The sequence below is a fragment of the Kribbella lupini genome (assembly GCF_039529595.1).
Lineage (GTDB): Bacteria > Actinomycetota > Actinomycetes > Propionibacteriales > Kribbellaceae > Kribbella > Kribbella lupini.
In genome coordinates this window covers 597,661-611,881 of record NZ_BAAANC010000002.1, presented here as the reverse complement: position 1 = coordinate 611,881, position 14,221 = coordinate 597,661, and the positions used below count along the sequence as shown (strand labels likewise).

Genomic DNA, 14,221 nt, shown 5'->3' with positions numbered 1-14,221 from the left:
CGGTCGATGCCTGACCCGGTCGCGGGTTTCGGTGACCTGGACCACCTGTACGGAGGGTGACCGCGCTTCGGCCCTCACACGCTCGCCCGCTCGCCCGTTCCATGGGGGACAACGAGACGAGGAGAGCAGCATGAGCATCCGGCACGCGGTCGTCGGTACGACGCTGGGCGACCTGACCCTGGTCGCGTCCGGCGACGCGCTGGCGGGCGTCTACTTCCCGCACCACTGGACCAGGCCCGACCGGACGGCCCTCGGAGACGAGGTCACGGCCGAGGGCGATCGGGTGCTGACCCAGGCGGCGACCGAGCTGCACGAGTACCTGGCCGGCGCGCGGCGGACGTTCGACGTACCGCTCGCGCTGGACGGGGACGGCTTCCAGCGGCGGGTCTGGGCCCTGCTGACCGAGATCCCGTACGGCGCCACCACGACGTACGGCGAACTGGCGGCACGGCTCGGCGACAAGGCCCTGGCCCAGAAAGTCGGCCAGGCGGTCGGGCAGAACCCCGTTTGTGTGGTCGTCCCGTGCCACCGCGTGGTCGGCAAGGGCGGCAAGCTCACCGGGTACGCCGGAGGGCTGAGTCGCAAGCAGCTCCTGCTAAACCTGGAAGAGCCGAGCGAGGTCCGGCTGTTCTAGAGGGACTTCGAGTAGGCCTCGTACGGCCAGGAGGCCATGACCTTGGTCTTCAGGTTGGCGCCCAGCCGCGCGTAGAAGCGCTGGGCGCCTTCGTTGCTCTCCCGCATGCCCCAGGTGATGGTCAGCTTGTGGGGGAGCGCGACCTGGCGGGCGAGCTCCAGCATCAGCAGCTCGCCGACGCGCTGGCCGCGGAAGCGTTCGCGGACGTAGAGGTCGTCCAGGCCGAGCACGTCGCCGCCGGTCCACAGGTGCAGACGCCGGACGGCGGAGACGTAGCCGGCGGGCTCCCCGTCGTACTCGGCGATGAGCACGGTCACCGTGTCGTCGGCGAGCAGCTCGCGCCAGCGGTCGGCGGTGACGGTGACGTACTGGCCTTCGTCCTGGTGGTCGGCGATCTCGCCGATCAGCGTTCGGACCAGCTCGGCGTCCTCGGGAACGGCGCGGCGGACAGTCGTGGGCATGCCGGCACTGTACGAAGCCGTGGCGCCGACGGCGAGCGTTTTACGCCCAGGGTCAAAGCCTGCCGTTGGCGCGGAGGGTGGCGACGGCGTTGACGGTGGCGATGCCGCGCCAGTCGAGGGCCTGGCCCGGCGACCAGTGCAGGTAGTCGACGTCCCAGCCGCCGTCGTCGTGCTGGTCGGCGGCCAGCCGGTCGAGGTCGGCGTCGAGCTGCGCGGTGCTGAACAGCGCGCGGCTCGGGGTGCCGGGGTGCGGGGACATGGTGATCGGGGTGATCTTCTCGTCCTCGGTACCGCCCTCGACCGGGAGATTGCCCTCGGCATCGAGTGAGGTGCTCAGTCGCTCGACCGCCGTGGCGGCCCGGGCCGGGTCCGGGACGGCGTCGAGGAAGTCGAGCGCGAACTTCACCGTGTACCCGCCGACGCCGTCGGCCCGCTCGATCGTCGTCCAGCACCACTCGGTGGCCCTCGGCAACCAGTCGTGCTTCGACCCGGCCTGCCAGAGCTTGCCGGCGATCGCGTAGGTGAGGAACCCGCTCTCCGCCACCGGGACCATCCAGGGCGCTCGCGGATAACCGTCGGCGCTCGGCAGGACGGTTGGTACGCCGCCGTCGGGATTGGTGATCGTGGTCAGCCAGTCGCCGATCTCGTCGACGATCGGGTCGTCGAGCGCGTCGGCGCCCGCGAGCACGTCCAGCGCGTGCAGTACGGCGGACGGCTGGCTGCCCGGGCAGCGCACGTCGGGCTCGAGAGCGTGCCCGAAGCCGCCGTCGGGGGTGCGGTAGGCGCGTAATGCGTCGACGACCTGGTGCTTGGGTGCGCCGTGCAGGAGGACGGCGAGCCGGTGCCGGTCGATCAGCCGGGCGTTGGCGTAGACGAACTGTTCTGCTGCGGTGAGGTCGATCATGCCTCTGACGCTAGGGCGTTGCAGTCAGCAGGTCTTCCAGGAAACGGTCACGTGGTGGGAAGGTCCGCTGTCGGCGGGTCACGCGGGGCGCGGTCGGCTGGTCACGCGGCGGTGAGGGTGGCGTCCTTCAGGAACTGGACCGGCGTCAGCCCGGTCAGCCGACGGACCTCGTCGTTCATGTGCGCCTGGCTCGCGTACCCGGCGGCGAACGCGCGGGTCGCCAGCGCGTCGTCGCCCGGCTGGACGATCAACCTTCGCAGCCTGGCCACGCGGGCCAGCATCTTCGGCCCGTACCCGACGGCGTTCTGCATCCGCCGGTTGAGCTGCCGCTCACTGATCCCCAGATCGGCGGCCGCCGTGGACACCTTCGCCGCCGGCTCCGCCAGCTTCCGCGCCGCCGCCACCGCCAGCGGATCGGGAGCCGCCCGCCGCTGCAGCACGGTCTCGGTCAGAATCCGCAGCCGCTGCCCTGGATCCGCCGTTCCCAGCGCGTCCCCGAGCGCCCGTCCCTCAGCTCCCCACACCAGGTCGATCCCGACTCGAAGATCCCGCAACTCAGTGGCCGGCAACCCCAGCACCGCCCCCGCAGCCCCCGGCCGCAGGCGAATCGCGTAACTGCTCTCACTCCCCGGTCCGGTCACCCAAGGCCCGGTGTCCGGCCCCGCCACAACCAGCCCCCGCTCGGCCCCAAGCCACACCAGATCGACACAGCCATCCGGAATCACCCGCGTGCTCTTCCCCGCGACCGGCTCGCTCTCCCACAAGCAAGCAACCAGCGGCTCGAGGCCCACCGGCGCCCGGTACTCGCGGTAACCACCCATGATTTCGACCCTAACCCCACCCACCGACAACAAGCAGCCGAACGCTCGTCCTCGCTGGTGCCGGGACAGGGGAGTGAGGGGAGGGGGAGCGGCCGCCCCCGAGCGCTACGCGCTTCGCGCGTGCGCCTGCCGACTTCAGTCCGACAGGCGGGAGCGTACGCCCAGCATCAGGAGGTCCAGGCCGGCGCTGAACAACTCGTCCGGGCCGTCCGCTGCCACCGCGGCGAGGGTCCAGTGGGCGATCGTCTCGAAGGTCTCGCGGGCTGTGCTCTCGGGGACGCCGAGCGCGACCAAGGCGCCGATCTGTGCGCGCACCAGCGCGGCTCGCGAGCCGTCGCCGACGTCCCGGTACGGCGTCGCCTTCGTCTGGATCAGCGCGGCCAGGCCCGGGTGCTCGGCGTAGAACGCCCGCAGCCGATGCGACCCCGAGGTCGTCACCGCGATCCAGTCGTCCAGCGTGCGCACTTCCGCGTACGCCGTACGGTCGGCCGCGAACGCGTCGAACGCGTTCCGGGCGACCAGTTCGAGCAGCTCGTCCTTGTTCCGCACGTGGTGGTAGAGCGACGGCGCCCGAACCGCCAGCCGCTCGGCCAGCGAGCGCATGGTCAACCCGCCCACCCCGTCGACCCGGATCACCGCCAGTGCGGCGTCGACGATCGCGGCAACGGTCAGTCCGGCCGCGACGTGGGACGAGGCGTCGCGCGGCCCGGCGCTCCGCGCCGAGGCGCCCTGCGCGGGTCCGGCGTCACGCCGTACCGACATCGCGGAATTCTCCCTTGTCCGAACCTGTGCAATCTCACTAGCCTAGCTGTCTAACGTTGTTAGACGAGAGGATCACCATGCCCGGAGGACTGCGTCCCGACTACCCCGTGCGGACCGAGCGGCTCGACCTGCGGCCGCATCGCCGTGAGGACCTGGACGATCTGCTCGCCTTTCACTCCGATCCTGACGTCGTGCGGTACACCCCGTGGCCCGTTCGGGACCGTGAGCAGACCAGGGCGACGCTCGAGACGAAGCTCGGCCAGGGGGAGTTGACCGAGCCAGGTCAGTGGCTCGTCCTGGCGATCGAACTGCGCGAGACCCGCACGGTGATCGGAGAGGTCCTGCTCAAGTGGGCCAGTGACACCGACCGCCAGGGTGAGCTCGGTTACGCGCTGAACGCGGAGTACCACGGCCGCGGGTACGCCGCCGAAGCCGCCGAGGCGATGCTCGAGCTCGGCTTCGACGACCTCGGCCTGCACCGGATCGTCGCCGTCATCGTGGACGGCAACGACGCCTCCGTCCAGCTCGCGACCCGGCTCGGGATGCGCCAGGAGGCCCACTTCGTGCACGCCGCCTTCTTCAAGGGCGAGTGGATCGACGACCTCGTCTACGCCCTCCGCGAGGACGACTGGCGAGCGCGCCGGGTCCACCAGGTGGCAGGCCGGTGAAACGTTCGGGCCCTGTTCTCCGATAGACGGGAGAGAGGGGGCCGGAGGCAATGAAAATGACGGGGGAGCAGGCGTGGCGGCTGATCGCGCTGCTGCGGCTGGTCGAGCGGGAGCCGGGCGAGCTGGTCGAGGCGACCGGCGAGGACGTCGTGCTGGACGCCTGGTTCGGGCCGAACTCGCCCGCGTCCCGCACGCCGAGGCCGTGGACCTGCCTGCACCCGTCGCGGCGGGTTGAGCCGCCGGTCTCCCGAGCCACTTCTCCGACACCCGGCGTCATGGATTGACCACATCCGGTGTGGGCACTCTACTGGGAGAAGGAGGTAGAGATGGCGGCTACGGGTTTCTTCGGTGGGCAGCGCTATCGGATCGTCTGGACGGCCGTGGTCGGCTTCCTGCTGCTGGCCGGCGCCGGTGCCGCCGTCCTGCTGATCAGCCCGACCACCTGTCTGATGACGTTCGTGATGGGCGCGGGCACGGTCGGCTCGGTCTACCTCAGCGCCGGTCTGGCCGACGGCCGGCCCGCCCGGTACGTCGCCCGCCAGGTCGCCAAGTGGTCGCTGCGCTCGGGCTCGCTGACGCTGGCCGTCTGCGGGTACGCCGTCACCGCCGGCTGGACGACGATCGCGCTCGCCGTCGCGGTCGCCGCCACTTCGCCGTACGTGGTGAAGCACTTCTGGACCCCGGCCTCGACGGTCGAGCAGTACTCCGACGAGGAGCTCTGCCTGGCCTGGTGCCTGAGTAGTACGGCGCTGGAGTCCGCGGCGAGTGCGGACGAGCGGATGGCGATCACCGAGACCCGGCTCAGCTACCTCGACGAGCTCGAACGCCGGCAGCCGGAGAACTTCGCCGCCTGGCTGGAAACGACTCCCCGGCCGACGGCCGATCCGAGCGACTTCTTCACCAGGACCGACCACCACACGTCGTCGGAGTAAGAATGGGTTAAGCCGCCGTGCACCCGGTTCCTGGGCCCGGGCCGCGTCAGTAGCATCGCTGGGATGCCGGGGCCGACGAGTGGGGGCGTGATCCGGGTTCGCGACCAGGTGGTCGTCGAGCGGGACCCCCAGGACACGTACTTCTTCCTGACCATGCCGCGCAACGTGCTGCGCACCCATCCGCTGGTGGTGCACACGACCGGCGTCACCGACCGCTGCGCCGTCGCCGGCGACCAGGTCACCCAGGTGCTGGCCAGTGGCGACGAGATGTTCTCCGCCACCTGGACGGTCGGTCGCGCCGAATGGGGCCGGCAGTGGACCGTCACCACCGACCGGTACGGCTGGCGCGGGGTCGGCGCCCAAGTCGACTACCTCTTCGAACCAGTTGCCGAAGGCACCCGTCTGACCCGGGTGATGACCGTCCGCCTCGCGCCCGGCCATCAGGAGTGTGAGGCCCTCCCGCAGTTCACCGACCGGTCGGTCCCGAAGCGCTTCCTGCACAACGTCAAGCACCGGGTGGAAGCGGTCCGCGCCGCCTTTTCCTTTTGAGGCAAGGGATCACTCGGTGGTCTTGATGATTTCCTTCAGCAGGGCTTCGGTCTCGCGGGGCGTACCGGCGGCGATCGACAGGGCGTCCATGGTGACGACGTACTTGTCGAGGTCCTCGCGCTTGTCCAGGTAGACCGCGCTGGTCAGGTGCTCGATGTAGACGACGTCGGGCAGGTCGGTCTCGGCGAAGCGCAGGATGCTGAAGGCGCCGCCGGTCGCGGCGTACAGGCCCTTGCCGAACGGGATGATCTGCAGCGTGACGTTCGGGCGCCGGGAGACCTCCAGCAGGTGCTCGAGCTGCTCACGCAGTACGCCGGGCTCGCCGACGCCGCGCCGCAGCACGGCTTCGTCGAGAACTGCCCAGAAACGCAGGGGGCGCAGCGCGCGGTTCAGGACGGCCTGGCGCTCGATCCGCAAGGCGACGAGTTGCTCGATCTCGGCCGGCGGCAGTGGGGCCTCGCTGTGCCCGAGCTGCATGACGGCGCGGGCGTACCCGGCGGTCTGCAGCAGCCCGGGAATGAACTGCGACTCGAAGGTCCGGATCATGTCCGCGGCGACCTCGAGTCCGAGGTAGGCGTGGAACCAGTTCGGCGTGACGTCGTCGTAGCGCTGCCACCAGCCGGGGTTGTTCGCCTCCTGGGCGAGGTCGAGCAGCCGCTCGCGCTCCTCGGCGTCGTTCATCCGGTACAGCGTCAGCAGGTCGTCGACGTCGCGCGGCTTGAAGCCGACCTTGCCGAGCTCGAGGCGGCTGATCTTCGACTCCGACCCGCGGATCGCCCAGCCCGCGTCACCGCGGCTGATCCCGGCCTCCTCGCGCATCCGGCGCAAGTGGGCCCCAAGCATGATCCGCAGGGCGGTCGGACCGCCCGGCGCGCCCTGCTCCTCGGTCACCAGGACCCTCCCCATCGACTCTCTCCCGCGACGTGCCCGCCGATCTTTGCACGTCCGGGTCGGCCGAGGGGAGTCCGAACTCGCTACTGGGCGTGATATTTCCGCTCCGATGCGGATAGGCTCGGAGCTTCAGCCGAACCTTCCCCTGCGAGGTCGCCGCATGTCCGATGCCACCAAGGCTCCGAGTTCCGTCCCGGTGGGTGTGGACACCACCCGGGCCAGCATCGCCCGCGTGTACGACGCCTTCTTGGGCGGCAAGGACAACTTCGAGGTCGACCGCGAGGTGCTGCGTGGGGTCCAGGCCGCCGCGCCGCAGGCCCAGGACCTGGCCTGGTCGAACCGGAACTTCCTGATCCGCTCGTGCCGGTTCCTGGCGGGCCAGGCGGGGATCACGCAGTACCTGGACTGCGGATCCGGTCTGCCGACCGCCGAGAACACCCACCAGGTCGTGCAGCGGATCCAGCCCAGCGCCAAGGTGCTCTACATCGACAACGACCCGGTGGTGCTCGCGCACGGCCGCGCGCTGCTCGAGGAGAACGAGAACACGCTGTTCCTCAGCGCCGACATCTTCGAGCCGGACGAGGTGCTGAGCAAGCCCGGCGTGCGTGAATTCCTCGACTTCAGCCAGCCGATCGCCGTGATGCAGGCCGGCACGCTGCACCACTACATCGGCACCGAAGGTGCGCAGATCATGCAGAAGTACGTCGACGCGGTGGTACCCGGGTCGTACACGGCGATCTCGCACTTCTTCGACCCGGAGACTCCGGAGCACACCGAGGTCGCCCAGAGGATGGAGGAGAAGTTCATCCACAGCCCGATGGGCAGCGGCAGGTTCCGCACCCGCAAGGAACTGATGGAGTTCTTCCCCGGCCAGGAGCTGGTCGAGCCGGGCCTGGTGCTGTGCGACGACTGGTGGCCGGACGGCCCACGGCTCAAGCCGCTGAACCAGGTCGAGGAGTGCATCGTCGGCGCCGTCGGCCGGAAGATCTAAGAAGTCTCCGACACCAGTACGGCGGTCGTGCCCGGCTCCAGCGCGCGGAACACGTGCGGCAGGTCACCCGGGTAGGCGATGTAGTCGCCCGGGTTGAGCTCGACCGGTTCGCCGGCGAGGCCCACCAGGGCACGGCCCGTGCCCAGTACGACGTGCTCGATCGTGCCCGGCATGTGCGGCTCGGACAGGCGGCCCGGGCCGGGGGCGATCGCCAGCCGGTAGATGTCGCGGCGCGCGTTCGGCGGGCAGGACGCGACCAGGGTCGCGCTGTAGTCGGCCTTCTCGGAGCGGATCGCCGGGCCCTCGTTGGCCCGGATCACCTGCACCTTCGGGCGCGGCGGGTCGATCAGGTCGCCGAACTGGATCTCGAGCGCGACGCAGAGCGCCCACAGCGTCTCGACGCTGGGGTTGCCGGTCCCCGACTCCAGCTGGGACAGCGTGGACTTGGCGACCCCGGCCCGTTTGGCGACCTCGCTCAGCGACAGCCCGGTCCGGGCGCGTTCCCGGCGCAACGAGCCCGCGATCACGTCGAGCGGTGCCTTGGCGTCCATCAGTGTTCGCTCCATCGGTCCATGTGTTCGCCTTGACGAACGCCGTGCGGTTTGTTCATCATAAAACCCATGCGTTCGATCTGGCGAACACTCGACCCGGCCCTGGCCCGCGACATCGCACTCGTCTGCCTGGCCGACTGCGTGGTCGGGCTCTCGTACGGCGCGATCAGCGTCGGCGGGGGCCTCAGCCTGTGGGTGCCGGTCGCGATGTCGTTGCTGGTGTTCGCGGGCGCGTCGCAGTTCCTGTTCGTCGGGATCGTCGCTGCCGGCGGCTCGCCGATCGCGGCGACCGTCGCCGGGCTGCTGGTGAACAGCCGGCACGTCGCCTTCGGGCTCGCGGTCAGCGATGTGCTCGGCGGCGGCTGGCGCCGGTTCGCCGGCAGTCACCTGATGACCGACGAGAACGTCGCGTTCGCGATCGGCCAGGAGGAGCTGCGGCACAAGCGCGCGGCGTACTGGCTGTGCGGGATCGGGATCTTCATCAGCTGGAACGTCGGGGTGGTGGTCGGCGCGCTGGCCGGATCGGTGATCACGGACACGGACGCTTTCGGGCTCGACGCGGCGTTCCCCGCCGTACTGCTCGCGCTGGTGCTGCCCGCGCTGAAGGACAAGGCGACCCGTACGGCGGCGCTGGTCGGCTCGGTCGTCGCGCTCGCGGCGACGCCGTTCCTGCCGGCCGGGCTGCCGGTCCTGCTGGCGCTCGCCGGCCTGCTCTTCTACCGCCCGATCCGAGCCCTGGAACCCGCCTGATGAACGAGCCCCTGATCCTCGCCGCGATCCTGATCCTTGCCGCAGGCACCTTTTCGCTGCGGGTCGCCGGCCCGCTGATGCGCGCGCGCTTCGAACTCTCCGAGCGGACGCGGCAACTGCTCTCCACCGCCGCGATCGTCCTGCTCGCGGCCTTGGTCGCGACCGCGACCTTCACCGCGGGTCACACCCACGCCGGCATCGCGCGGCCTCTCGGCGTACTGGTTGGCGGGCTGCTCGCGTGGCGTCGCGCGCCGTTCGTGCTGGTCGTGGTCGCCGCCGCGGCAACGGCCGCGGGGCTTCGCCTGCTCGGCGTTCCCTAGAGCACCTGCTGCAGGTAGTGCTCCAGCCGATCCTGCAGTACGCCGGACGTCAGGTCGATGCGTCCGAGCTCGCGCCACGGACCGGCGACCTTCTCGGCATCCGGTGCGAAGCCGAGCGCGTCGAGGACCTGCCAGTGCCGGAGATCCTCGGACAACTGCCCGCCGGCCGCGACGTACTGGTCGGCGAACCGCACACCGACCTCCGGCCCGTGCAGCAACGCCAGCGCCGTCGAACAGTGCGCGACATCCAGGTCGGCCGGTCCCCAGGAGGTCTCGACCCAGTCGACGACGCCGCTGACCTGGTCGCCGTCGAAGAGCACGTTGCCCGGATGGAAGTCCCGGTGCAGCAGCACGCCGTCGTACGGCGGAAGCTCGCGCGCGATGATCTCGACGGCCTGCGTCCAGACCTGCGGCCGATTGGTTGCCGCAGGCACCCGGACGGTGCCGGGCGAGACCCAGACCTGGAACTCGCGCGGCCTGGGGTCGACCTGGACGCGGTGGATCGCGACCAGTTGCCCGGCGAGCTGAGCGGAACGGTCGGTGTGAACGTCGACCGCGCCCGGCAGCATGGACATCACGAGCGACGGCGCTTCGCCGTACCGGCCGGTGGAGTCGACGGCCAGCAGGCGGGGCGCGGGGATGCTGTCGACGTCGGCGAGAGCGCGGAGCATCCCGGCCTCGCGCTCGAGCAGTCCTTCGGCGTGCCGGCGGAAGAACTCGGTCACGAACGAGCGGACCACGACGTCGCGCCCGTCGGCGAGCCGGACGCGGCGCATCTCGGCCGTCCAGCCGCCGCGCAGCGGCGTGACCGTGGCGACGTCGCTGCCGGTCTGTTCGCTCACCCAGCGCAGCACCTGTTCCACGCACCGCAGCCTACGTCGCCCTTTCGGGCAGATCGGGCGGGGAGGATCCTCCGGCGGGTTAGCGTGCGGGGTATGACGAGCTACTCCGGGGGACCAGCGGCGCCGAAGCGGACCCTGACGTGGATCGCGGTCGGCTGCTTCGTCCTCGGGCTGGTGCTGAGCGGGATCTTCGTGGTCCGCCTGGTGCAGAACCTGCCGAAGGCCCCGACCCGGGTCGACGGCGGGACCGTCCAGTTGACCGCGGACGGACTGACCGTGTACTCGACGGTCCCGGCCCTGATCCCGCCCTGTACGGCGAAGGACGCCTCCGGCGCCGACATCCCGATGGAACCGGTGAAGGGGTCGCAGCAGATCACCCTGAACGGCGACACCTGGTACGTCGTCGCCCAGTCGGTCCGCAAGGTCCCGGCCCAGGAGGTCGTGGTCGACTGCGACGCCGCCGGGACCGGAGGAACCTTCTACGCCGGCCCCAAGCTCGCACTCGGCTCCCTGGTGGTGTCGGTGCTGCTGGCGATCGGCTCGTTCCTGTTCTTCTTCCTGATCGGCATCGTGCTGATCATCGTCGACAACGTCCGCAGACGCCGCGTCAGAAAGGCAACCATGGCTAATCCCGGCCCGAACAACCCGCCCACCCAGGCCAGCACGTTCCCGACCATCGGCCAGAACGGTGTGGACCCGGACTACCCGGTCCCGCCCGCCGACCAGCCCCGCGGCTACACCCAGTACGGCGGCCCCGGCACCGGCAACGACGGCGTGGACCCCGACTACCCGGCCCCCCAGCCGGCCCCGCCCGGCCCGGGCAACGACGGCGTCGACCCGGACTACCCGGCCCCGCCGGCCGAGACCGACGGCGTGGACCCCGACTACCCGGCCCCGCCCGCGGAGACCGACGGCGTCGACCCCGACTACCCGGCCCCGCCCCGCAGCTAGCCCGTAGGAACTGAAAGAGCTCGACCACCAGGTGGTGGTCGAGCTCTTTCGGGTTTCAGGGCCGGGCTAGGAACTCGTTCCCACCGCCGCCTTCGGACGCAGCAGGAACGCTCCGACGTAGAGCAGGGCGGCGATGATGATCAAGCCGTCGAAGCCGATCAGCAGGGCGGCGTACTCGAGGCAGCCGCCGAGGAGGGCGCCGAGGAGGTTGGCGCCGAAGCTGGCGGTGCCGTCGGCGGTGTCGGTGAAGCGCTTGGCGAAGATCACGTTCGCGGCGAAGATCGGCAGGAACGCGATCACGACCGCGACCAGCGCGCGCAGGCCGATCGGCATGCCGAGCAGCCAGCTGTCGGGGAAGACCCAGGACAGCAGGAGACCGCCGAACAGCACGACGTACATGGTCTTCAGGGGTGGTGTCTTGAAGCGTCTGGTGACTTCGACGGCGGCCAGGACGGCGACCAGGACGCCGGCGAAGACGATCGCGTTGACCACCCAGGTCGTCCCGAACAGCAGGGCGAAGCCGGTGATCGACTTGGTCTCCAGCAGCATGAAGCCGGCGCCGAGCAGGAACAGGTCGGCGTACGGCCGCATCCGCCGGTACGACGAACCGCCGCCCGCGATCCCCACGCCGATCAGACCGGCGACCAGGATCAGGCCCAGCGTGATCAGGTACAGCGGCGGGATCCGGTCGGTGAACAGGTACAGGAACGGCCGGTTGTCCGTCGCAGGCGGCGGCGTGGTCGCGGACGCGCCGGCCCACTCCGCCCCGCAGGCCTGGTCGGCGGACGTCAGGCCGACGGTGACGACGGCCTGCTGCAGGTCGTCGCCGACCTTGTCGACGCACGGCTTGTGTCCGAACGCCTTCTGCGCCGTCGACGCGAGCCGGTCGATCAGCCAGGTCTCGCGGTAGTAGTTGTACATCGCGAACGCGCCGCCCGGCGCGAGGTGCTCCTGCGCGCTCTTGAACGCCTGCTCGGTGAACAGGTAGCTCTCCAGCCGCAGCGAGCTCGCGCCGTTCACCAGCGTCAGCGAGTCCGGCAGCGCCAGCAGGATCAGGTCGTACTTCTTGTCGGTCCGGGACAGGAACGCCCGCCCGTCGTCGATGTGCGAGGTGACGCGCGGGTCCTGGTACGGGTGGTCCGGGTGCTGCTCGCGGCCGATGTCGCGCAGCCGCGGGTCGATCTCGACCGCGTCGACGTGCTTGGCGCCGTTGCGCAGGGCAACGGCCACGTCGGTGCCGGAGCCGGCGCCGATGATCAGCACGTTCTCCGGGTTCTTCTTCGCGGCCCGCTCGTACGGCAGCCCGTACTGCGGTTCCCACTGCAGCCGCTTCTCGGCCGGGATCGCCTGCTGGTGCGGGACGCCGTTCACGGTGATCGTCAGCAGCGGCGTGTTCTCGTACGTCGAGGAGGAGGTCTGCACCTTGTAGTACGGAGACCAGCTGTTCTCCGGCCGGGTCGACTCGTGCAGCAGCACGCCGAGCATCACCAGCAGCGGGGCCGCCACCAGCGCGCCGCTCAGCGCGGCCGCGGTCGCCTTCTTGCCCGGCACCATCAGCGCCAGGAACCCGACGGTGACCAGCAGCCCCCACCAGATCGGCGGCGCGCCCAGGAACGACAGGATCGTGAACGTCACGATCCCGGTCAGGCTGCCGATCAGGTCGTAGCGGTACGCCGTCAGCCGCGGCAGCTCGGTGAAGCAGCGGCCGACCAGCTCGGCGGGCCCGGCCAGCACGACGGCCGCGGCGACGAAGATGATCGGCAAGATCACCCAGACCGGCGGGCCGGTGGTGTCCAGGCTGGTGAAGTAGATGACGCTGTCGCCGGACCGGTTGACGGTCACCGGCTTCCACGCGATCACCAGCACCAGCAGGCCGAGCATGATCGGGGAGTAGTACGGCAACCGCTTGGCCTTGCCGGCCCGCAGGATGCCGATCCCGATGCCGAGGAACGAGCCCAGCAGCACGAAGTTGGAGAAGTAGCTGAGGTGGACCACGTTCGACCCGGTCCAGCGGATCAGCGCGAGCTCCAGGAACAGCATCAGCGCGCTGGCGGCAACCAATCGGGGTCTGACCCCGATCGGACTCTGCCACCGGGGAGGTTCGGTCGTACGAGGGGTTGACGAGTCGACTGCCATGGGCGGCGACATTACCCATCACAGTGGCGTACGTCACCCCTCGTACGACTTTGAACTAGCGGCGCGCCGGTTTCGGCAGCTGGCAGCCCGTCTTGTTCAGGTCGATCGTGCGCGAGGCGGTCAGGCAGGTGTAGAGCCACCAGGTCTGCTGGCCGTACGCCGCTCCCTGGTCGACGGTGACGTTGCCGTTCGCATCGACCTCGCACGGGTTGTTCACCGTGCAGCGGGCGCCGTCCTCGTTGCCGGTGTTGTTGACGCCGATCACCTCACCGGTGCTGGTGCTCACGATCGGTGAGCCCGACGTGCCGCCGATCGTCTCGCAGCCCGGCTGCCGGTACTTGATCGAGCTCTTCCAGACCCAGTTGCCCTCGCGCAGCTCGGGGATCGTGGCCTGCACCGAGCAGGTGTAGATCCGCTTCCAGTAACCGGACACGACGGCCATGCCGGCGCCGTTGGCCGGGCCCTGCTTGGCCAGCGTCAGCGGCGTGACGTTGAGGCGGGTCCTGATCGAGTTGTAGGTCTCGTTGACCTCGTACACGATCATGTCGGTCTTGGTCATCGTGCCGTACAGGATCCGGCTCGCCCGGACGGTCCCCGCGGTACTGGCGTTCGGACGCAGCAGCGTGATCGCGCGGGTCGAGGAACGGTTGACCAGAACGACGCCCGGGTTGAGGAATCCGCCTTCGTAGCAGTGGCCGTTGGTGAGCACCATCGCCTTGTCGGTACCGACCGACTCGGCGTACCGGACCAGCGAGGCGGAGCAGTTGCTGAGCGCGGCGATACCGGTGTAGTCGGCACCTGGCGCGGCCAGTCGCGCGGGCGCCGCCGACGGTTCGGCGACCTCCACGGCGTGGGCCTGGCTGCCGCCGAGCAGCACGGCGCTGCAGGCGAGAGCGGAGACGAGAACTGAACGGACGAGTTTCATGGGCGGTGATCCTTTGTCCTCACAGGTTGTCCGCGCACGGGGCGGTCGCAGACAGGGCGTGGTGGCCCCGGAACTCTTGGTATCCGATCGGACGTGGCCGCGACCATCACAGACGTGTGAAACCTGCCGATGC

The 14,221-nt window shown here is 70.0% G+C and carries 18 protein-coding genes; 9 read left to right on the top strand and 9 right to left on the bottom strand.

Annotation, left to right across the window (positions count from 1 at the left end; genetic code table 11):
• Positions 1-130: 130 nt before the first annotated feature.
• Positions 131-634, top strand: coding sequence for a methylated-DNA--[protein]-cysteine S-methyltransferase (locus tag ABD235_RS16130; RefSeq protein WP_344174930.1), 504 nt, complete (start codon positions 131-133; stop codon positions 632-634).
• On the opposite strand, the gene ABD235_RS16125 is transcribed toward ABD235_RS16130, so the two are convergent.
• The 4 genes from ABD235_RS16125 to ABD235_RS16110 all read right to left on the bottom strand — a co-directional run bounded on the left by ABD235_RS16125 (position 631) and on the right by ABD235_RS16110 (position 3,582).
• Positions 631-1,095, bottom strand: coding sequence for a GNAT family N-acetyltransferase (locus ABD235_RS16125; protein ID WP_344174929.1), 465 nt, complete (start codon positions 1,093-1,095; stop codon positions 631-633). The two genes, ABD235_RS16130 and ABD235_RS16125, sit on opposite strands and share 4 nt — an antisense overlap.
• A gap of 52 nt (positions 1,096-1,147) precedes the next feature.
• Complete coding sequence (locus tag ABD235_RS16120) at positions 1,148-1,999, bottom strand: hypothetical protein (protein ID WP_344174928.1); 852 nt, start codon at positions 1,997-1,999, stop codon at positions 1,148-1,150.
• 101 nt (positions 2,000-2,100) lie between these two features.
• Entirely contained in the window at positions 2,101-2,820 is a 720-nt protein-coding gene (locus tag ABD235_RS16115; protein ID WP_344174927.1) for an AraC family transcriptional regulator, read from the bottom strand.
• A 135-nt stretch (positions 2,821-2,955) separates the two neighbouring features.
• A complete protein-coding gene (locus tag ABD235_RS16110; RefSeq protein ID WP_344174926.1) occupies positions 2,956-3,582 on the bottom strand; it encodes a TetR/AcrR family transcriptional regulator in 627 nt (208 codons plus the stop codon).
• 77 nt (positions 3,583-3,659) lie between these two features.
• On the opposite strand from ABD235_RS16110, the gene ABD235_RS16105 reads away from it, so the two are divergent.
• The 4 genes from ABD235_RS16105 to ABD235_RS16090 all read left to right on the top strand — a co-directional run bounded on the left by ABD235_RS16105 (position 3,660) and on the right by ABD235_RS16090 (position 5,731).
• On the top strand, positions 3,660-4,250 hold the full coding sequence (locus tag ABD235_RS16105; protein ID WP_344174925.1) for a GNAT family N-acetyltransferase: 591 nt from the start codon (positions 3,660-3,662) through the stop codon (positions 4,248-4,250).
• A 56-nt stretch (positions 4,251-4,306) separates the two neighbouring features.
• A complete protein-coding gene (locus ABD235_RS16100; RefSeq protein ID WP_344174924.1) occupies positions 4,307-4,534 on the top strand; it encodes a hypothetical protein in 228 nt (75 codons plus the stop codon).
• Between the two features lie 42 nt (positions 4,535-4,576).
• Positions 4,577-5,182, top strand: a complete 606-nt coding sequence (locus ABD235_RS16095) for a hypothetical protein (RefSeq protein ID WP_344174923.1) — start codon at positions 4,577-4,579, stop codon at positions 5,180-5,182.
• Between the two features lie 63 nt (positions 5,183-5,245).
• Positions 5,246-5,731 (top strand): hypothetical protein, encoded by a 486-nt coding sequence (locus ABD235_RS16090; RefSeq protein WP_344174922.1) that lies wholly within the window; start codon positions 5,246-5,248, stop codon positions 5,729-5,731.
• A gap of 9 nt (positions 5,732-5,740) precedes the next feature.
• Here ABD235_RS16090 and ABD235_RS16085 read toward each other — a convergent pair whose 3' ends face one another.
• A complete protein-coding gene (locus tag ABD235_RS16085) occupies positions 5,741-6,637 on the bottom strand; it encodes a helix-turn-helix domain-containing protein (protein ID WP_344174921.1) in 897 nt (298 codons plus the stop codon).
• Positions 6,638-6,782: 145 nt separating this feature from the next.
• Here ABD235_RS16085 and ABD235_RS16080 point away from each other — a divergent pair, with 145 nt between their 5' ends.
• Positions 6,783-7,613: an SAM-dependent methyltransferase gene (locus ABD235_RS16080; RefSeq protein WP_344174920.1), complete on the top strand. Its 831-nt coding sequence runs from the start codon at positions 6,783-6,785 to the stop codon at positions 7,611-7,613.
• On the opposite strand, the gene ABD235_RS16075 is transcribed toward ABD235_RS16080, so the two are convergent.
• Positions 7,610-8,179, bottom strand: a complete 570-nt coding sequence (locus ABD235_RS16075; protein ID WP_344174918.1) for a helix-turn-helix domain-containing protein — start codon at positions 8,177-8,179, stop codon at positions 7,610-7,612. The two genes, ABD235_RS16080 and ABD235_RS16075, sit on opposite strands and share 4 nt — an antisense overlap.
• A gap of 54 nt (positions 8,180-8,233) precedes the next feature.
• Between ABD235_RS16075 and ABD235_RS16070 the strand changes: the two genes are divergently transcribed.
• Together ABD235_RS16070 and ABD235_RS16065 are read left to right on the top strand one after the other, a co-directional pair.
• Positions 8,234-8,914 (top strand): AzlC family ABC transporter permease, encoded by a 681-nt coding sequence (locus ABD235_RS16070; RefSeq protein WP_344174917.1) that lies wholly within the window; start codon positions 8,234-8,236, stop codon positions 8,912-8,914.
• Positions 8,914-9,234, top strand: a complete 321-nt coding sequence (locus ABD235_RS16065; RefSeq protein WP_344174916.1) for an AzlD domain-containing protein — start codon at positions 8,914-8,916, stop codon at positions 9,232-9,234. Before ABD235_RS16070 ends, ABD235_RS16065 begins: the two co-directional genes overlap by 1 nt.
• Here the strand turns inward: ABD235_RS16065 and ABD235_RS16060 are convergent.
• Positions 9,231-10,097: a phosphotransferase family protein gene (locus tag ABD235_RS16060; protein WP_344174915.1), complete on the bottom strand. Its 867-nt coding sequence runs from the start codon at positions 10,095-10,097 to the stop codon at positions 9,231-9,233. The genes ABD235_RS16065 and ABD235_RS16060 overlap by 4 nt on opposite strands.
• Before the next feature lie 72 nt (positions 10,098-10,169).
• Between ABD235_RS16060 and ABD235_RS16055 the strand changes: the two genes are divergently transcribed.
• On the top strand, positions 10,170-11,027 hold the full coding sequence (locus tag ABD235_RS16055; protein ID WP_344174914.1) for a hypothetical protein: 858 nt from the start codon (positions 10,170-10,172) through the stop codon (positions 11,025-11,027).
• A 66-nt stretch (positions 11,028-11,093) separates the two neighbouring features.
• Here the strand turns inward: ABD235_RS16055 and ABD235_RS16050 are convergent, their stop codons facing one another.
• Positions 11,094-13,088: a spermine/spermidine synthase domain-containing protein gene (locus ABD235_RS16050; protein WP_344174913.1), complete on the bottom strand. Its 1,995-nt coding sequence runs from the start codon at positions 13,086-13,088 to the stop codon at positions 11,094-11,096.
• Positions 13,089-13,218: 130 nt separating this feature from the next.
• Positions 13,219-14,088: a trypsin-like peptidase domain-containing protein gene (locus ABD235_RS16045; protein WP_344174912.1), complete on the bottom strand. Its 870-nt coding sequence runs from the start codon at positions 14,086-14,088 to the stop codon at positions 13,219-13,221.
• Positions 14,089-14,221: the final 133 nt, after the last annotated feature.